The 18,932-nt window shown below is 74.1% G+C and carries 13 protein-coding genes; 4 read left to right on the forward strand and 9 right to left on the reverse strand.

From position 1 onward, the window contains the following. Positions 1–64 precede the first annotated feature (64 nt). The 3 genes from ettA to CXH06_RS13920 form a co-directional block, all read right to left on the reverse strand. Positions 65–1,747 carry an energy-dependent translational throttle protein EttA gene (gene ettA, locus CXH06_RS13910; protein ID WP_114855803.1) on the reverse strand — a complete coding sequence of 561 codons (1,683 nt, stop codon included), beginning with the start codon at positions 1,745–1,747 and terminating at the stop codon, positions 65–67. A gap of 119 nt (positions 1,748–1,866) precedes the next feature. Next, positions 1,867–2,550, reverse strand: a complete 684-nt coding sequence (locus CXH06_RS13915) for an HAD family phosphatase (protein WP_114855804.1) — start codon at positions 2,548–2,550, stop codon at positions 1,867–1,869. Next, positions 2,547–3,680, reverse strand: coding sequence for a PDZ domain-containing protein (locus CXH06_RS13920; protein ID WP_232820364.1), 1,134 nt, complete (start codon positions 3,678–3,680; stop codon positions 2,547–2,549). Before CXH06_RS13920 ends, CXH06_RS13915 begins: the two co-directional genes overlap by 4 nt. Positions 3,681–3,802: 122 nt before the next feature. Here CXH06_RS13920 and CXH06_RS13925 point away from each other — a divergent pair, with 122 nt between their 5' ends. Both CXH06_RS13925 and CXH06_RS13930 read left to right on the forward strand, forming a co-directional pair. Continuing rightward, the gene (locus CXH06_RS13925; RefSeq protein WP_114855806.1) at positions 3,803–5,320 is read left to right on the forward strand and encodes a zinc-dependent metalloprotease; all 1,518 of its coding nucleotides are present in this window, start codon (positions 3,803–3,805) and stop codon (positions 5,318–5,320) included. After that, positions 5,310–5,927 carry an NUDIX domain-containing protein gene (locus CXH06_RS13930; protein WP_232820365.1) on the forward strand — a complete coding sequence of 206 codons (618 nt, stop codon included), beginning with the start codon at positions 5,310–5,312 and terminating at the stop codon, positions 5,925–5,927. Before CXH06_RS13925 ends, CXH06_RS13930 begins: the two co-directional genes overlap by 11 nt. On the opposite strand, the gene CXH06_RS13935 is transcribed toward CXH06_RS13930, so the two are convergent. Next, complete coding sequence (locus CXH06_RS13935; protein ID WP_114855808.1) at positions 5,903–6,505, reverse strand: M48 family metallopeptidase; 603 nt, start codon at positions 6,503–6,505, stop codon at positions 5,903–5,905. The genes CXH06_RS13930 and CXH06_RS13935 overlap by 25 nt on opposite strands. A 579-nt stretch (positions 6,506–7,084) precedes the next feature. Here CXH06_RS13935 and CXH06_RS18455 point away from each other — a divergent pair. Continuing rightward, a complete protein-coding gene (locus CXH06_RS18455; RefSeq protein ID WP_010551122.1) occupies positions 7,085–7,243 on the forward strand; it encodes a DUF5679 domain-containing protein in 159 nt (52 codons plus the stop codon). A 261-nt stretch (positions 7,244–7,504) separates the two neighbouring features. On the opposite strand, the gene CXH06_RS13945 is transcribed toward CXH06_RS18455, so the two are convergent. From CXH06_RS13945 to nudC, 3 genes are all read right to left on the reverse strand, one after another. Then, complete coding sequence (locus CXH06_RS13945) at positions 7,505–7,798, reverse strand: WhiB family transcriptional regulator (protein WP_114855809.1); 294 nt, start codon at positions 7,796–7,798, stop codon at positions 7,505–7,507. Positions 7,799–8,118: 320 nt separating this feature from the next. Then, positions 8,119–10,233 (reverse strand): ATP-dependent DNA helicase UvrD2, encoded by a 2,115-nt coding sequence (locus CXH06_RS13950; RefSeq protein ID WP_114855810.1) that lies wholly within the window; start codon positions 10,231–10,233, stop codon positions 8,119–8,121. A 103-nt stretch (positions 10,234–10,336) separates the two neighbouring features. Continuing rightward, on the reverse strand, positions 10,337–11,272 hold the full coding sequence (gene nudC / locus CXH06_RS13955; RefSeq protein WP_114855811.1) for an NAD(+) diphosphatase: 936 nt from the start codon (positions 11,270–11,272) through the stop codon (positions 10,337–10,339). Between the two features lie 48 nt (positions 11,273–11,320). On the opposite strand from nudC, the gene CXH06_RS13960 reads away from it, so the two are divergent. After that, positions 11,321–12,313 carry a phosphotransferase gene (locus tag CXH06_RS13960; protein WP_114855812.1) on the forward strand — a complete coding sequence of 331 codons (993 nt, stop codon included), beginning with the start codon at positions 11,321–11,323 and terminating at the stop codon, positions 12,311–12,313. Between the two features lie 13 nt (positions 12,314–12,326). Here CXH06_RS13960 and CXH06_RS13965 read toward each other — a convergent pair whose 3' ends face one another. Together CXH06_RS13965 and CXH06_RS13970 are read right to left on the reverse strand one after the other, a co-directional pair. Beyond that, positions 12,327–15,623, reverse strand: coding sequence for an ATP-dependent DNA helicase (locus tag CXH06_RS13965; protein WP_114855813.1), 3,297 nt, complete (start codon positions 15,621–15,623; stop codon positions 12,327–12,329). Next, positions 15,620–18,808, reverse strand: a complete 3,189-nt coding sequence (locus tag CXH06_RS13970; protein WP_114855814.1) for a UrvD/REP family ATP-dependent DNA helicase — start codon at positions 18,806–18,808, stop codon at positions 15,620–15,622. Before CXH06_RS13970 ends, CXH06_RS13965 begins: the two co-directional genes overlap by 4 nt. Positions 18,809–18,932: the final 124 nt, after the last annotated feature.

Genomic DNA, 18,932 nt, shown 5'->3' on the forward strand with positions numbered 1-18,932 from the left:
GACGCCCCGGCCCCGGTCCCCGGTGAGGGGGGCGGGGCCGGGGCGTCGCGAGCCCGGCGGGGCGTCAGTCGCGGGTCAGGCGGCGGTACGTCACGCGGTGCGGCCGCGCGGCGTCCTCGCCCAGGCGGGCGACCTTGTTGGCCTGGTAGGACTCGAAGTTGCCCTCGAACCAGTACCAGTTCGCCGGGTTCTCCTCGGTGCCCTCGTAGGCCAGGATGTGCGTGGCCACCCGGTCCAGGAACCAGCGGTCGTGGGAGACGACCACGGCGCAGCCGGGGAACTCCAGCAGCGCGTTCTCGAGCGAGCCGAGGGTCTGCACGTCCAGGTCGTTGGTGGGCTCGTCCAGCAGCAGGACGTTGCCGCCCTGCTTGAGGGTCAGCGCCAGGTTCAGGCGGTTGCGCTCGCCGCCGGAGAGGATCCCGGCCTTCTTCTGCTGGTCCGGCCCCTTGAAGCCGAACTGGCTGACGTAGGCGCGGGAGGGGATCTCCACCTTGCCCACCTGGATGTAGTCCAGCCCCTCGGAGACGACCTCCCAGAGGTTCTTCTCCGGGTCGATGTTCTCGCGGTTCTGGTCGACGTAGCTGATCTGGACGGACTTGCCGATCTTCAGCTCGCCCTCGTCCAGCGGCTCGAGGCCCACGATGGTCTTGAACAGCGTGGTCTTGCCGACGCCGTTGGGGCCGATGACGCCGACGATGCCGTTGGGCGGCAGCGAGAAGGAGAGCCCGTCGATGAGCACCCGCTCGCCGAAGCCCTTCTTGAGGTCGGTGCCGTCGATCACCTGGTTGCCCAGCCGCGGCCCGGGCGGGATGGTGATCTCCTCGAAGTCGAGCTTGCGGGTGCGCTCGGCCTCCGCGGCCATCTCCTCGTAGCGGGCCAGTCGCGCCTTGGACTTCGCCTGGCGGCCCTTGGCGTTGGACCGCACCCACTCCAGCTCCTCCTTGAGGCGCTTGGCGAGCTTCTGGTCCTTCTTGCCCTGGACGGTGAGGCGCTCCTCCTTCTTCTCCAGATAGGTGGAGTAGTTGCCCTCGTAGGGGTAGAGGTGGCCGCGGTCGACCTCGGCGATCCACTGGGCCACGTGGTCCAGGAAGTACCGGTCGTGGGTGACGGCGATGACGGCACCCTCGTAGTTCTGCAGGTGCTGCTCGAGCCAGAGCACGCTCTCGGCGTCGAGGTGGTTGGTGGGCTCGTCCAGCAGCAGCAGGTCCGGCTTCTCCAGCAGCAGCTTGCACAGCGCCACGCGGCGGCGCTCGCCGCCGGAGAGGTGGGTGACCGGCTCCTCGCCGGGCGGGCAGCGCAGGGCGTCCATCGCCTGCTCGAGCTGGGAGTCGAGGTCCCAGCCGTTCGCGGCGTCGATGTCGGTCTGGAGCTTCCCCATCTCCTCCATCAGCGCGTCGAAGTCCGCGTCCGGCTCCGCCATCTCCTCGCCGATGGCGTTGAAGCGCTGCACCTTCTGGAACAGCTCGCCCATGCCCTCCTGGACGTTCTCCAGGACGGTCTTGGACTCGTCCAGCGGCGGCTCCTGCAGCAGGATGCCCACGCTGTAGCCCGGCGAGAGACGGGCCTCGCCGTTGCTGGGCTGGTCCAGCCCGGCCATGATCTTCAGGATCGTCGACTTGCCGGCACCGTTGGGGCCGACCATGCCGATCTTGGCACCCGGGTAGAAGCTCATGGAGACGTCATCGAGGATGACCTTGTCGCCCACGGCCTTGCGGGCCTTGTACATGGTGTAGATGAATTCAGCCAACTGGGATTCCTGTCGGGACGTGGTGGTCTCGGGATCGCCTCGGCGCGCCGAGGATCGGCGCCGCGCGGGGGATGTCGCGATGCCCGACTCTACCCGCTCCCCGCGGCCCGCTCGCGGAGTCAGTCCAGCGGGATCCCGCGCTCGGCGAGCACCCGGCGGGCGATGTCCGCGCCGTGCTCGGGGTGGTCCTCGCCGTTGCGGGGCCAGAGGTGCGCGTCGATGCCCAGCTGGCGGGCCGCCTCGACGTTGTCCTCGCGGTCGTCGAAGAAGACGACTGCGGAGGGGATGGAGACCCCACCGGTCTCATGGGCGAGCACGTCCAGCAGCACGTCGTAGATCGCGCGGTCCGGCTTGACGGCGCGCTCCTCGCCGGAGATCAGCGCGACGGTGAAGGCCTCGAACCAGTCGGCGCGGCGCACCGCCTCGCCGAAGGCCTCGGAGGCGTTCGAGAGCAGCGCGAGGCGCACCTGGTTGCGGGCGAGGTCGTGCAGGAGGGCCCGGGAGCGAGGGTCCAGGCGCAGGAAGTAGCGGTTGTCGGCCTCCTGCAGCTCGACGACCTCCTCCTCGGTGAGGGACTCGATCCCGGCGGCGGCCGCCACCGCGCCCCAGTACTCGGCGGCGCTCACGGTGCCCGCGTCGTAGGCGGGGCGCTCGCTCCACAGCGCCCGGCCGAGGGCCTCGAGGTCGCCTCCGAGCAGCTCGTGGACATCGGGCACCGGATCGTGGCCGGCGCTGAGGACCCCGCCGAAGTCGAGGACCACGGTGGGGCTGGGCGGGGTGCGTCGGCGGTTGCGCTTGCTCATTCGGTGCTCTCGTCCTCACAGGTGGGAAGTCCCTCGATGCCGCCGGTGGCGGCGATGGTCTCCGAGGCGGCCACGGCCTCCTCGAAGTCGGAGACCGCCACCACCTCGAGCCCCTCGGGCTCGTTGCCGACGACCTCCTCGCAGTTCGCGGCCGGGGCCAGGAAGAACTCCGCCTCCGACTCCTCGGCCCCGACCATCTTCTGGCGGATGCCGCCGATGGCGCCGACGGTGCCGTCGGCGGCGATCGTACCGGTGCCGGCGATCCGGTGCCCGCCGGTCAGGGCTCCCGGAGTGAGCTCGTCGTAGACGGACAGGGAGAAGACCATGCCGGCGCTGGGGCCGCCGATCTCGCCCACGCCGATCTCGATGTCCATGGGGAACTCGAACCCCTCGGAGAGCACCACCCCCATCCGCGGGGCGCCGTCGACCGTCTCGGCGGGCACCTCGAGGTCCATCTCCCGCCCCTCCCGCCGGATGGTCAGCGGGACGTCCTCCCCGGCGGGCGTGGCGCGGACCAGCTCCTGGTAGCCGGCGACGTCGGCGGCCGTCTCCCCGCCGACGGAGACGATCACGTCCCCGCCCTCGAGGGTCCCGTCGGCCGGGGCTCCCTGCTCGACGCCGGCGACCATCACGACGTCCTGGTACTCGATGGCGAGCTCGTCGAGCGCGACGGCGACCGCGGTCTGCTGCGAGGTGCTCATCGCCACCGAGTTGGTCAGGACGGTCTCCTCACGAGTCTGCCCCTCGGGGAAGACCAGCTCGCGCGGCATCACCATGGAGGTGGGATCGAACCAGGAGGCGATCACCTCCACCGGGGTGACCCGATATCCGGGGCCGCCGTCGACGGAGACCGTCGTCATCATCAGCTCGCCCTCGGTGGGGTAGGTCTCGGCGCCGTCGATGAGGAGGATCTGCTCCTCCTCGTACTCCCCCAGCACGTCGATCGCCGGCCCGGGGCGCTCGATGACGTACGGGACCGGGAGCAGCGACCCCACCAGCACCATCACGCAGATCAGGACCAGCGATACGAGCGCCAGCACGGGGCGGGAGAGCTCCGCCTCCCCGACCGACCGGGCGACCGCGGCGCGGGCGCGGCGGGCGCGCGAGGGCTGGGGCTGGTCGTCGATCACGCGGACATTGTGCCCCACGCCGCTCCACGCCCCCTCCCGCGGCCGCCGCACGGAGGGTTCCTCCCGCCCCCGCCCAGACGCGCTCGATAGGCTGGTCGTCCCACGGACTGCAGGAGGTGGCCATGAGCAATTCCCCGATCCCGGGCGAACCCGGTGACATGGACGAGGAGGCGCTGCGGCGCTTCCTGAAGGAGACCTTCGGGGACGCCCTCCCCGAGGGGGCGCTGGACGGGATGGATCTGTCCATGCTGGCCCGGCAGGCGCATCTGCCGCAGGACCCGGCCCAGCTGCGGGCCGCGGCGGCGCAGATGCAGAGCATGTTCGCCGCGCAGGGCGACAGCCCGGTGAACTGGCAGATGGCCGAGGACATCGCCCGGCGCACCGCCGCCGGATACGCCGGCCTGCCCGGCGCGGAGGCACCGGCCGGCAGCCCCGGCGACCCGTCCCCCGGCGAGTCCGAGATCGCGGAGCTGCGCCAGGCCGCGCAGGTCGCGCGCCTGTGGCTGGACCCGGTGATCGCGATCGACGTCCCCTCGACCGAGCTGGGCGTGTTCGGCCGCGGTACCTGGCTGCTGCGCACGCTCCCGCGCTGGAAGTCGATCGTCGAGCCGGTGGCGAAGTACATGGCGGGGGCCATCGGCGAGGCCATCGCCGCCCAGATGGGCCAGCTCGGCGAGGCCGGGATCCCCGGGATGCCGACGCCCGACGGCGACCCCGCCGGGATGATGGAGCGGATCGGCGGCACGATGTTCGGCGTGCAGTTCGGCCATGCGATCGGCGCCCTGGCCCGCGAGGTGTGCGGCACCACCGACCTCGCCCTGCCGCTGGGCCGGGACGGCGAGCCGGCCCTGGTCGCCGCCAATGTCGCGGATCTGATCTCCGAGAACTCCCTGGACGCCGGCGCCGCCCGGATCTTCCTGGCCGCGCGCGAGATCGCCCACACCGCCCTGTTCGCGGCCGCTCCGTGGCTGGGCCGGGCGCTGTTCTCGGCGATCGAGGACTACGCGCGGGGAATCACGTTGGATCTCGACGCGCTCGACGAGATGGTGCGCGGGCTCGACCTCTCCGATCCCGAGGCGCTGCAGGCGAAGCGGCCCGAGGAGATGTTCGTCTTCACCCGCCGGGCCTCGCAGGAGCGCGCGCTCGAGGAGCTCGCGACCACGCTGGCGCTCGTCGAGGCGTGGGTGGATCACGTCACCACCCAGGCGCTGGAGGGCAAGCTCCCGGACCTCGAGGCGATGCGGGAGGTGCTGCGGCGCCGGCGCGCCTCCGGTGGGCCGGCCGAGCAGATGCTCTCGAGCACCATCGGCATCGAGCTGCGCCCGCGCCGGGTGCGCGAGGCCCTCTCGTGGTGGGACAGCGTGCTGGCCACCGAGGGCGAGACGGGCCGCGAGGCGAAGTGGGAGCATCCTGATCTGCTGCCGACGGCGGAGGTTCTCTCCGGGCGCCCGCAGGCCCCGCGCACGGACGCCTCTGCGGAGGAGGTCGACGGCCTGGCGGACGTCACCCTGCCCGAGGACTTCGATGCGCAGCTGGAGCGTCTGCTCTCCGGCGACGACTCCTCCGAGGCGCCGCGGGAGGACGAGCAGGGCGGCCTCGAGGGACCGGACGACGAGCGGGATGCCGGGGATGGCCGCTGAGGCCTGCTCCGCGCCCGAGGTCACGACGGCCCTGCGGGAGCTGACCCTCGCCGACGGCGCGGTCTCCGGACCGGCGTTCGCCGCGGAGTACCGCGCACTGCTGTCCGAGAACCCGCGCGCCCTCCATCGCGACGGGGGTGCGCGCCATCTCACGGCCAGCGCCGTCGTCATCGACCGCCCCGGCGAGCACGTGGCCCTGATGTGGCACCGCAAGGGCCGCTTCTGGGTGCAGCCCGGCGGGCACCTCGAGGAGGGCGAGACCAGCCTGGAGCGGGCGGCCCGCCGCGAGGTCGCCGAGGAGATCGGGCTGGATGGCCTCGAGCGGATCGGCCCCGGCCCGGCCATGCTGCACCGTCACGGCCTCGATGCCGCCTTCGGCGCCTGCGCCGAGCACTGGGACGTGCAGTTCCTGCTGCGCGCGCCCGCCGCCGCGGAGGCGCTGCCGCTGCGGGTCAGCGAGGAGTCCCCCGAGGTGCGCTGGGTGCCCTGGCCGCTGTGCGGGGACGGACCCGAGCGCAGCGGCGCGCAACTGCCCGAGGGCACGGTCGAGGACCTCCCCGCGACCCTCGCGGCCCTCGCGCCCTATCTCGCGCGCTGCTCGGTCTGACCGTCTCCGTCGATCCCGTCCTCGGGCGCGATGGGCAGGTTCCGGGCGTAGGACACGCCGTCGAGGAAGCCCTGGGCCTTCTGCGCCTGCGGGTAGGTCTCCATGAGCGCGCGGAACTCGGGTCCGTGCCCGGGCACGAGCAGGTGGATGAGCTCGTGCATCATCACCGAGCGCACCACGTAGTCCGGCATGCCCTGCAGGTGGTGCGAGAGCCGGATGGTGCCGTCCGCCGGGGTGCAGGAGCCCCAGCGGGAATTCTGGCGTGTGGACCAGGTCACCGAGCGAGGGTGCGCGCGGCCACCGAGATACGTCTCACTGACCGCGCGCGCCATCGTCAGCAGCGCCTCGTCGCTGCGGCGGGTGGGCGCGGTGCGCGCCTCCTTGCGGACCAGCTGGTCGACCATCTTCCGCACCCACTGACGCTCCTCGCGCACGGAGAAGGAGGCGGGGATCGCGATGACGAGGTCGCCGTCCTTGCGCGCGATCGACACGGTCCGGCGCCGGCGGGCGCTGCGGCGGACGAGGACCCGTTCGCCGCGGGGTCCCAGGACGTGGTCGTGGAGGACGAGATCACCCATGGCAGAAGCCTGGCACGATCGCCGGGGAAAAAACTTCATCCACAGCTGTGCACAGCCGGGAGAGCGCTCGCAGGTCCGGGACCTGGGGTGACAACACTTCCTCCACAAGGGATGACCCTCCGGCGAGCATCTGTCCACAGCCCTGCGGGAGTTGTCCACAGCGGATCCCCCGCCGCCCTTTGACCCGCCGGGCCCGCAGAGGCTAGGTTTCCCTGCACGTGGGACCCCGGGATAACTAGCAGGACGCACACGGGGAAGGTGCGCGTGGTGCTGAGCGCCCCCGGGGCCCCACGGCCCTTCACGGCCTCAAGCTGCCTGTGGGGCCTCCGATGTCGGCTCGTCGCGCGCACTTCCTCGGCTCTTCGCGGAGCCCCACAGCACCCGAAGCGCGCGACGGGCCGCCCCGCTCGGACCACCGCCCTCCCGCGGACGCCGCGACGCATGCCCCGCCGCGGCCGATCCTGCCGGTTCCTGATTGGTGCACGTCATCGCCGCGCCGCTAGAGTGTCGGGGTCCCGGCCTCGCGGTGAGAACGGCGCGACCGGGGGATCACAACATCGACAATCACGAGGAGCGGACATGGCCGACGAGACCTATGCCGGAGAGTTCTACTGCGTCAAGTGCCGCGAGAAGCGGGAAGCCGAGGGCAACGTGGTCGTCTCCAACGGTCGCCGCATGGCCAAGGCGGTGTGCCCCGAGTGCGGCACCAAGCTCAACCGCATCCTGGGCAAGGCCTGATCGACGTACTGCGAGCTCGCGAGCGGTAGGAGACCAGGCAGCAGACACCGCCTGATCGACGTACTGCGAGCCCGCGAGCGGTAGGAGACCAGGCAGCAGACACCGCCTGATCGATGTACTGCGAGCTCGCGAGCGGTAGGAGACCAGGCAGCAGAGACCGCCTGATCGACGTACTGCGGCCGCTGCGGCGGCGCCACGAGGGGCGAGGCACCATCTGGGTGCCTCGCCCCTCGTGCGTCGCGGAGCGGTCGGGCGCGGCGCTCATGCCGCGTCCTGGTCCCGATTCTTGCGGGGCCGTCCCCGTCCGCGCTTGACCGCGATAATGCGGCCGGCGTCGAAGATCGCCCCGCCCCAGACGCCCCAGGGCTCCCGGCGGTCGAGAGCACCCTGGCGGCACTCGTCGATCAGAGGGCAGGCGGCGCACAGCGTCTTGGCCTGTTCGAGATCGGCCGGACGCTCGGAGAAGAAGAGGTCGGCGGCGTCCGTGTCATGGCACGGCAGCATCGTCGCGGACGCATCCGCGGGGTTCAGGAAGGTGGTGAGAAGTGAAGTCATCGTCTCGCTGCTTAGAAGATCGTCGGGAGGGACGAGCCCGGAGGGGCAGGGGGCGCGGCAGCGGTGCCGCGCCGGCAGCGAGGGGAGGCCTCGTCAGCTCAGGCTGGGCACCGCGGGGGTTGTACCCCGTTCGCGCTGCAGAAGGGAGGGCGCGCCGAAGGGGCGCAGGCCTGCTCCTGCGAGATTCCTGGTGATCATCACTGAGGCCACCCCCTTTCTTCTGCGCGCGTCCCGGTGTCCCGGACCACGACGTGGACGATTGACGTGGATGACTCTACACGCTGCTCGGATCCTGCGGAAGTATTTTTTGACCTGCAGTGTCACTGCTTCTCGGCGGCTGCGAGGAGCGCGAGCATCTCCTCGCCGAAGCTCGCGACCTTCCCGGGGCCGATCCCCGGGACGGCGAGCAGGTCCTGCTCGCTGCGCGGATCCCGCTCGGCGACCGCCTCGAGGGCGGCGTCGGTGAGGATCGCGTAGGCGGGCACCCCGCCGGCCGAGGCCTTCGCGCGACGCCAGCTGCGCAGCGCGGACAGCTGGTCCTCCCCCGCCGTGGACGGGCAGCCGTCGTGTCGTCCGCGACGCTGCTCCGCGGGCGTCACCAGGCCCTGTCCGCATACCCGGCACTCCGCGTACACGGTCGCGGAGCGGCGCCCGGTGCGGCGCGGGCCCGCCCCCGGGGAGGTCCTCGGCGCCTCGGGGTGCTCGCGGACGCCGTCGAGGAAGCGGGACGCCTTCCGGGAGCCGCGCGCGCCCGGTGTGCGAGCGGCCGCCCAGCTCACGGTCAGCAGGTCCTTCGCGCGGGTGAGGGCCACATAGAGCAGCCGACGCTCCTCCTCGATCTCGGCGGCGGTCCGCGCCATGGAGATCGGGAGCAGCCCGTCGCTCGCCCCGGCGACGAAGACCACGGGCCACTCCAGGCCCTTGGCGGCATGGACGGAGGCCAGGGTGACGCCGTCGACCACCGGCGCGGCCTGCGCCTCGGCCCGCTCCTCGAGCTCGCGGACCACATCGGCCATGGTGGTGCCGGGTCGCGAGGTGACGGTGTCGGTGAGGCCGACGAGGGCGTTCAGGGAGTCCCAGCGGTCGCGGACCGCGCCGGTGCCCTCGGGGGCCTTCTCGGACCAGCCCTGCTGGGAGAGCACGTCGCGCACGGCACGCGCCGGCTCGATCTGCTCGACACGGGTGGCGGCACGCAGCGAGACCATCGCGCGCCGTACCTCCTGGCGCTCGAAGAAACGGTCCCCGCCGCGCACCAGGTAGCCGATGCCGTGGAAGGTGAGGGACTGCTCGAAGGCCTCGGACTGGCTGTTGGTGCGGAACAGGATCGCGATCTCCGCCGCGGGTCGCCCCTGCGCGACCAGGTCCGCGATGCGCGCGGCGATGCCGTCGGCCTCCGCCGGATCGTCCGGGAAGGATTCGATGACCGGCGGCGGCCCGCTGGGCCGCTGGGACACGAGGGTCAGGCGGCTCTCACGGGTGCGGCCCTTCGCCCCGTCCAGGACCGAGTTGGCCATCCGCACGATCTCGGGCGTCGAGCGGTAGTTCCGCTCCAGCCGGATGGTGCGGGCGCGCTGGAACTCCTTGCGGAAGTCCAGCAGGTAGGAGGCGCGGGCCCCGGCGAAGGTGTAGATGGTCTGGGCGGCGTCGCCCACCACGCAGACGTCGTCGGAGCTGCCCAGCCACAGGCGCAGCAGGGCGTGCTGGAGGGTGGAGACATCCTGGTACTCGTCGACCACGAAGTGGCGGTACTGGCCGCGGACCTCGCGGGCGACATCGCTGCGCTCGGTGAGGAAGCCGACCAGGTGCAGCAGCACGTCCTCGAAGTCGATCACCCCGCGCTCCTTCTTGACCTCCTCGTACTGGGTGAGGATGCGGGAGATGGAGCGCGAGTCGAAGCCGGCCACCCCCGGCCGGCGCGTCCGCTGGGCCGCCTCCGGGTAGGACTCGGGCGTGAGCATCGAGACCCGCGACCACTCCACCTCGGCGACCAGGTCGCGCAGAGCGGCCCGGTCCACGCTCAGGTGCAGCCGCTGGCAGGCCTCTCCCACCCCGGCGAACTTGTTGGTCAGCAGCTCGGGCATCGCCCCGCCCACCACGCGGGGCCAGAAGTGGCGCAGCTGGCGCAGCGCGGCGGAGTGGAAGGTGCGTGCCTGCACGGCGGGCACCCCGAGGTCGCGCAGGCGGGAGCGCATCTCCGCGGCGGCCTTCGCGGTGAAGGTCACCGCGAGCACGTGGCGCGGGTTGAGCTGGCCGGTGGCGACCCCGTAGGCGATGCGGTGCGTGATCGCGCGGGTCTTGCCGGTGCCGGCACCGGCGAGCACACAGATCGGCGTGCCGAAGGTCCGCGCGACCTCGCGCTGCTCCGGATCGAGGGCGGCGAGGATCTCCTCCGCGTCGGTGGGGGCGGAGGCGGTGGAGGCGGAAGGGTCGATCATCACCGCTCATCCTGCCAGCGGGGGCCGACGCTCTGCGGGCGCTGTGGACGGCGGGTGGCTCACAGACATCGGCAGCGAGCCCCGACCCGGGGTGGCGCGGCGCTCAGCGCTGCGCCGAGCGCCCGTACCAGTCGTCGATGAGGGCCCGGCCCATGGAGGCGGCACCGGGCAGCTCGATCTCCTCGGCCTCGAGCGCCGCGGCGAGCTCGGCACGGCTGAACCAGCGTGCCTCGGCGATCTCGTCCTCCTGCAGGGTCAGCGCGGTGTCCCCGGGCACCCACGCCCGGTAGCCGAGCATCAGGGAGCGGGGGAAGGGCCACGGCTGGCTGCCCACGTACTCGACCTCCTCGACCAGGACGCCCACCTCCTCGGCGACCTCGCGGGCCACCGCGTTCTCGAGGCTCTCCCCCGGCTCGACGAATCCGGCCAGGACGGAGTGGAAGCGCCCGCGGAAGTGCGCGTTGCGGGCCAGCAGCAGGCGGTCCTCGCTGTCGCGGACCGCCATGATCACGGCGGCGTCGGTGCGCGGGAAGTGCTCCGTGCCGTCGGCCGTGCACCGCAGCACCCAGCCGCCCACCTCGGCCTCGAGCAGGGCCCCGCACTGCGGACAGTGGCGCATCGAGCGATGCCAGGCGCCCATCGCGACGGCCGTCACCGCGAGCTCGGCGTCCTCGACGTCCAGCTGCTCGGCGACGCGCCGGAGATCGCGCAGATCCCGTCCGGGATCGTCGATCTCGGCGCTGGGCTCACCGATCTCCACCGCCAGGATCCGCTGCCCGTCGCGCCGGCCCAGGTAGACCAGCACCTGGGCGCCGCCGTTGCGGGGGTCGGCGGTCTCGAGAGCGAGCCGCAGGGTGCCGCCCTCGGACTCGGCGCTCGCGGCGGCCTCCTCCATCGCGGCCTCGCCGGAGCGGGTCACGAGGTATCGCACGTCCTCGCCGGGGGCGATCGTCGCCGGGTCGAGGCGCCCGTGCGCGTCCCGGTCGGAGCTGGACAGGGTCAGAGGGGTGGCCAGATGAGGGCCGCGGAGCGTCACCATGTCTCGAGCCTACGCGGCGCGGGCAGGTCGGCCGGGTACGGTGGACGGGTGCATCGCAACACCTACTCCCTGGCTGCTCTCGCGGCGGCAGCGGTTCCCGGGCTGACGCCGGTGCGGACCGCGCCGATCGCCACCCCGGTCGAGGATCTCGACGTCGCCGGCATCGTCGGCGAGGACGGGACCCGGGTGATCGTCCTGTCCCCGGCCACCACCGCCGCCGGGGTCCGGCTCGAACAGGACCTGAAGGTCGCCGATGCGCTCTCCGGCACCCCGCTGCAGGGCGTCGTCCCCCCGGTGCTCGGCGTCGTCAAGCTCCCCGCAGGGGGGCGCTGCGCGGTCACCGAGGCGCCCGTCGGCCGGCCCCTGATGCTCGACGACCTGCAGGGAGACAGCGATCTCGCACGGTCCCTGGGCCGGGTCCTGGCGCGCATCCACACCGTGCCCCGCTACGCGGCGGAGGCCGCCGGGGTCGAGTCCTTCACCGCCGAGGTGCTCCATGCCCGGCACCGCACGCGCATCGAGTCCGTCACGCAGGCCGGTCATCTCCCGGCCGCCGTCGCGCAGCGCTGGGAGGCCCTGCTCGCGAACCGCGAGCTGTGGGACTTCACCCCGCAGTTCGTCCACGGCGACCTCTCCGAGGAGAGCCTGTTCGTCGCCGGATCCCGGATCAGCGCGATCCGGGACTGGTCCTCCTCGACGGTGGGCGATCCCGCAGCCGACCTCGCCTGGCTCGTCTCTTCGCTGGAGTCCGAGCGCTTCGACGAGCTGTACACGGCCTATCGCGAGGAGCTCCCCACCTCGACGCATCCCCACCTCATGGAGCGTGCCCAGGCGCTGGGCGAGTTCGCGGTGGCCGACTGGCTCGCCCACGGCCTCGAGCTCGGCGACGAGGACATCATCGCCGACGCGCGCGGCATGATCGCGGATCTCGACGCCGATCTCGCCCAGCTCGCGCGGGACGAGGCGGAGCGCGCCTATGTGGAGATGCGCTCCCACGAGGGCACCGCGACGCCGTCCACGGAGACGCGCGAGAGCTCCTGACCGGGCCCCCGGGTCAGCCCCTCGGGGCCTGCGCGTCCTCGCCGCCCGCCTCCGGCGCGAGCAGCTCGGCGATGCGCTCGCGCGAGGGGTGACGGCGCACCTCGTGAGTGAGGCCGTCGGCCACGAAGTGGAAGGCGGTGCGGATGCTCGACAGGGGCAGCCCCGTGCTCTCGTGCCAGGCCAGGCGGTAGAGCGACAGCTGCAGCGACCGTTCGCGCAGCTGGGCGGGGCGCGGCACCCGGCCGGTCTTCCAGTCCACGATCACCACCCCCTGCGAGCCGTCGGTGCCCTCGGGGTCGGCGAAGACCGCGTCGATGACGCCGCGCACCGCGATGTCGCCGACGCGCGTGTGCACGGGGTGCTCGACGGCCAGCGGGGTGCGCGCGGCCCAGTCGGAGGCGGCGAAGGCCTCCCGCAGGGTGCGGTCGCCGGCGCCGGTCCCCTCGTCGCCGTCGAGGTCCGCGATGTCCTCGAGATCGAGCAGCGCGGCGCTGTCGTAGCGGGACTCGAGCCAGGCATGGAAGGCGGTGCCCCGGGCGGCGGCCGGGGACGGCCTGCGCGGCAGCGGGCGCAGCAGGTCCAGCGCGGCGCCCCGGGGGTCCCGCGCCTGGTGGACCACCTGGGAGGCCGACAGCCGCGGCGGGGAATGGACCAGCGGCGGCGCGGACTGCTGTGCGAGGTCGCTGATCGTGCGGCGCACCAGCTCGGCCAGCTGTGGGTCCTCCGGCGCGGGATCCTCCGCGGACGCCGCCGCGGCGAGCCGGTCCGCGGCCCGCGCGCGCGCCTGCTCGGCCGGACCGGGTTCCGGGGGCCAGGCCGCCTCGGGCCGCTCGCTCTCCAGGGGGTTGGTCGCGGGCACCTCCTGGACCGTGCGGAACGCCTCGGGGACCAGGTCCGTCGCCTCGGTGAGATAGCGCGATCGGGGCCGGGGGGCGGACAGCCCGGACCGCCAGGCGGCGGAGGTCAGCAGCAGCCGCCGCCGGGCGCGGGTGACCGCGACGTACATCAGCCGGCGGTCCTCCCGCAGCGACTCCTCGCCCTGGGCGAGCTTGAACTCCTCGATCAGCCCCTCGGCATCGACCTGGGTGTCGGCCTCGGCCCAGGCCAGCTCGGGCAGGGTGTCGGCGTCGCCGCGCAGCGCGGTGGGCACGGAGGCGCCGGCGAGCTTGCCGAGCCAGCCGTCGCCGGGGACCCGCAGCCGCCCGGCCTCGTCGGTCTTGGCACGGCGCAGGTCGTAGGAGGGGACGGTGCCCTCGGTGAGACCGGCCACCGCGACCAGGTCCCATTCCAGTCCCTTGGCGGAATGCATGGTCACGATCGTGACGGCGGCGGGGTCGTGGGCGCCCTCTCCTGCGGCGGTGACGGCGAGGCCCGCCTCCTCGTCCTCGCTGATCTCGAGCAGGTCCAGGTAGGCCCCGAGATCCCCGCGGCGCGCGGTGCGCTCGAAACCGGCCGCGTGATCGCGGAAGGCCTCGAGGTCGGCGAGGGCGCGGGAGCTGGGGTCCTGCTCGAGCAGCGCCAGGTCCACGTCCAGCAGGCGGATCGCGGCGGTCACCAGGTCCGGCAGGGGAAGCGGGAGCAGGCGCCGCATCTCCCGCAGTATCCGCTGGATCTCGAGCAGGCGCGCTCGCCCCACGGGGGACAGCGCGCGGCCCGCGGGGTCCGTCCAGTCCTGCGGCGGGAGGTCGTCGACGGCGTCGACCAGGGAGACCGCCTCGGCCTCGTCCTCTCCTCCCGGAGCCTCGGCGTCCCGTCGCAGCCGCGAGCCCATCCGGTCCCGCCAGCGTCCCAGCACTGCGAGGTCCCGTGCGCCGAGGCGCAGGCGCGGCCCGGTGAGCAGCCGCATGAGGGCGTCGCCCCGCCCCGGGTCGTGGGCGCAGGCGAGCAGCGCACGGACATCGGCGACCTCGGGACGGTGCAGCAGCCCGCCCAATCCCACCACCTCGACCGCGAGCCCGCGCGCCTCGAGCCCCTCGGCCAGGGCCGGGATCTGCCGACGCGCGCGCACCAGCACGGCGGCCGAGGCCGGTCCGGTCCCCTGCTCGTCCCCGTGGTCCTCGGCGCGCCGCGCCAGGATCCAGTCGGCGATGGCCAGGGCCTCGGCGCGCTCGTCGGCCGCCTCGACCATCTCGCACGCCCCCTCCCCCGCACCGGGCCGGGGCCGCAGCTCGGGGATCGTCACGCCCGCCCCGGCGCCGCGCAGCGGGGCGGCCAGGCGGTTGGCGACGGCGAGGACGGCCTCGTCGTTGCGCCACGACGTCGAGAGCGTGCGCTGCAGGACGGGCTCCCCCTCGGTGGCGAACGCCTCCGCGAAGCCGGCCAGGGACGCGGCCGAGGCACCGCGCCAGCCGTAGATCGCCTGCTGCGGGTCCCCGACGGCGCAGGCCGCATGACCGGGACCGAAGAGGTCGGTGAGCATCCGCAGCTGGGCCACGGAGGTGTCCTGGAACTCGTCCAGCAGCACCACACGGTGCATACGGCGGGCGAGGGCGCGCGCGGCGGGCACCTCGCGGGCCACCCGGGCCGCGAGCGCCACCTGGTCCGCGAAGTCCAGGGCGGAGCTGTCGGTGCGGAGGGCGGCGAAGCGCTCGAGCAGCGGCAGCAGTGCGAGCCGGGACTCGAGCGCACCCAGCACGGCGGCGACGGGCTTCGGGGTGGTGCGGCGACGACCCTCGACCTGGAGGGGGATCTGGGAGAGATGGGTGTGGATCTCGGTGAGGTGGTCGCGCAGCTGCTCGGGGGTGACCAGGTGGTCGGCGAGCGAGGAGGTCAGGGAGAGCAGGGCCGCGGTGAGGGTGGCGGGCGAGGCCTCGAGGTCCAGGGAGTCGTCCCAGCCCTCGACGATCTCGTGCGCGAGCTGCCACGAGGCGGAGGTGGACATCATGGTCAGCTCCGGGTCGATGCCGACGGCGAGCGCGTGCTCGCGCACCAGGTCCAGGGCGAAGCCGTTGTAGGTGTGGACCACGGGCCGCTGCCCCACCAGGTCGTCGCCCCCGCGCTCGAGGCCGGGTGGCAGCGGCAGGTACTCGGCGTGCAGGGCCCCGGCCAGGGTGCCCAGACGCGCCGAGATCCGCTCGGCCAGCTCGTGGGCGGCCTTGCGCGTGAAGGTCAGCCCCAGCACCTGGCGGGGCTCGACGATCCCGTTGGCGATCAGCCACACCACGCGCGAGGCCATGGTCTCGGTCTTCCCGGAGCCGGCGCCGGCGACCACCAGCATCGGGGCCAGCGGCGCCTCGATGACGGCGGTCTGCTCCTCGGTGGGCGGGGGCTGCTCGAGCAGCGCGGCCAGCCTCGCGGCGGAGTACCTCATAGCTGATCTCCTTCGGGCTGCAGGGGGCAGCTGCTGCGCACGGCGCAGCGGGAGCAGTGGGTGTTCAGGCGGGCGGTGACCCGGTCGCCGGAGACCTCGGCCGAGACCTCCTCGACGAGGGCGTCGAACCAGCGGGGATCCTCGGCGCGCGGGAGGGCGCCCTGGGTGCGCACGGCGGCCTTCTTCCCGCCGGTGCCGACGTAGACCAGCTGGGCGCCGTTCAGCCGCTCCGAGGCGTCCTCGCCGAGCCGCTCGTCCAGGGCCCCGTCCCGGACCGCCGCCTGGTAGGCGGCCAGCTGGAGGTCCTCCTCGGCCTTCGCGGCGGTCTTCGCCGCCCGCCCCGTCTTGAGGTCCACGACCCGCAGCCCGGTCGCGTCGCCCTCGATGCGGTCGATGGTGCCGCGCAGCTCAACCCGGCCCAGGCGCACCTCGAAGGGCGCCTCGACGGCGAGGGGCTCGCCCGCGCTCGCGAGGTGGGCGGCGAGCAGGCGGGCGGCGTCCTCGGCGCGCCGCACCCGGCGGCGACCGGACCAGGTCTCGGTCCCGGGCACGGAGCGCAGGAGCGTGTGCAGCTCGGCGAGCAGGTCCTCCGCCGCCCTTCCGCGGGGGTGCTGCTCGGCCAGGTGATGCAGGGCCGTCCCGATGAGCTGGGCCGGACCGCCCGTGCGGGTGCCGCCGGCACGCTCCATGAGCCAGGACTGCGGGCAGTCCACGGCGCGCTCGAGCGCCGAGGGCGAGAGGCGGATCGGGGTGTCCTCGCCGTGCAGCGGCGCCTCCGAGCTCGGGTCCTGGTGGTACCAGCGCCCCGGGTCGGTGCCGGGGGCGCCCGCGCGGTCCAGCGCCTCCAGGGCGAGGGCCGCGTCGCGGGCGCGCTGCGGATCCTCCTCGCGCAGGCGAGCGCGCAGCGCGGCGACCAGACGCCGGGGGTCGGGCGAGGGACCCGGATCCCGCTGCAGCGTCTCGTGGTCGATCCAGGGGTGCTCGTCGGCCGCGGCGAGCGCCTCGAGCGCCTCGTACAGGGCCGAGGGGTCCAGCTGCTCGTCCTCGACGGCGGTGACCAGCACGCGCCGCCGCGCCCGGGCGAGGGCGCTCACCGCGAGCCGCAGCTCGTCGGCGATCACCTGCTCCCGCTGGAGCGCCCGCAGCGCCTCGGGGTCCGCGGGCAGCTCCGCGCCGTCGCGGGCCGCAGCGGTCAGCGAGAGCTCCGCGGCGCCGAACAGGGTCGAGCGCAGGCGGAGATCGGGCCAGGCGCCCTCCTGGAGCCGGGCGAGCACCACGGTGTCGCGGTGCTCCCCGGCCAGCTGGGCGGGGGTGAGCACCGCGATGCGGCCGCGGGCGGCGGCGGCCGGGGCCAGGGTGTCCTCGACGACGGCCTGCGCCCGGATCTGCTCGACGAGGTCGAGCGCTCCGGCGCCGGGTCGCCGCTCGGTGAGGCGCTCCGCGGCCGCGAACAGCTCGAGCAGGGCGTCCAGCCGACCGCCGGCGAGGCGGGCCCGCGCTCCGTCGACGTCCCCGGGGGCGCCGAGCGCGGCCCGGCGCCAGCCGCCCGCAAGACCGGAGGCGTCCCAGGCGTGCCACAGCACCTGCTCGGCCGGGTCCTCGCGGTGCGCGCGCACCGCAGCGATCATGTCCCGCACCCGGTGCACCGGGGCGGCGGCGCGGTCCCGCGCCCCGGGGGCGGGCAGGCCGGGCACCTCCTCGTCGATGAGGGCGCGGGCCAGCAGCTGCTCGCTGGGGATCTCGGAGTCCGGGTGCGCGGAGCGGTGGGCGCTCAGCAGCAGACGTCGGATGCGGCGCAGGCGCAGGGCGTCGGCGTCGCCGAAGGGGCCGCGCAGCAGCTCGGCGGCGACCTGCGGGTCCAGCGGCGCCTCCGGCGGGGCGAGACCGATCTCGAGGATCGTCAGCAGGTCGGCGATCGCGGAGACCTCGCGCAGGGGCTGCGGGCGGCGCGGCACGGTCACCGGCGCGCCGGTGCGGGAGAGCAGATCGGCGACATCGGCGACGGCGGCGCCGGAGCGGCAGAGCACCGCCATGTCGTCGTACTCGACGTCCTCGCGGTGATGGAGGTCGCGCAGGGCGGAGCCGATCATGCGGGCCTCGTCCAGCGGGTCCGCGGCACGCAGCGCCACCAGCCCGCGCACCGCCGCGGCGCGGGGCCGGCGGGCGGAGGCGGGCGCACCTGCCAGCGGGAGCCGGCCGCGGAGGGCGTCCACGGCCGCCGTGAGGCCCGGGGCCTGGGCGTGTGAGCCCTCGAGGGTGATCTCCTCGATGGGCCGCGGCAGGAGCGTGCGCAGACGCTGGGCGGCGTCGGGGAGCGCGCCGCGGAAGGTGTCCACCGCGCCGTCGGGACTGCTGCACAGCAGCACGGGGGCTCCCGCGGCGGCGAGCGCGGCGACCAGGTCAACGCCGGCGGCGGTGAGGTCCTGGGCGTCGTCGACCACCACCGCCCGGAAGGGCAGCGGGGTGCGCGGGTCCTCGAGCAGGCGGACGGCGCGGCGCACCAGGGCGCCGGAGTCCAGCCGGGGGCCGGCGTCGAGGGCCGCGGAGGACTCGAGGTCCAGCACGCCGAGGTAGTCGCGCAGGATCGCGGCCGCGTCCTGCCACGCCGGGCGGTCCCGCTCGCGCCCCAGGGCCTCCAGGTCCGCCGGCGTCAGCCCCAGCTCGGTGGCCCGGGTGACGAGATCGCGCAGCTCGGTGCGGAAGCCGGGCAGGGTGCGCGCTCCCGGGTCGACCTCGAGGTGCCAGTCGGTGCGCTCGGCGATCAGCTCGGCCAGCAGCGCGTCCTGCTCCGCGCCGGTCACCAGCGTCGGCTCGCCGAGGCCGCGCCGCAGCGCATCGGCCCGTGCGATCGCGTGGCCGAGCGCGGGCGGCGTCATCGCCCGCACGGATCCCGCGCCGCCGACGGCGAGGGCGTCGCGCAGGCGCCCGGCCGCGAGGCGCCGCGGGGCCAGCAGCAGCGTGCCCTCCCCGGCCCGGTCCGCCGCGCTCAGCGCGAGGGCGGTGCGGCCGCTGCCGGGGCCGCCGTGGACGAGCACGTCGCCCCCGGCGAGGAACCTCCGCAGGGCATGACGCTGGCCGGCGTCGAGCGCGCCGGCGGGACGGACCGCGGGGAGCGCCTCGAGATCCGGGCCCAGCAGCCGGGGAGGCCGGATCCCCTCGTCCGTGATCATCCCGGTGCGTCGCATGTCCCCTATTCCATCGCACCGGTGGGACATCCGAGGACGGCCGGGGGCGATGCACCACCGCGGGACGGCGGCGCATCGGCGGTAGGGTGGCTCGGATCACCCCGCCGCCCCCTGGAGGTCGACG

Source organism: Brachybacterium sp. YJGR34 (assembly GCF_003347015.1).
Lineage (GTDB): Bacteria > Actinomycetota > Actinomycetes > Actinomycetales > Dermabacteraceae > Brachybacterium.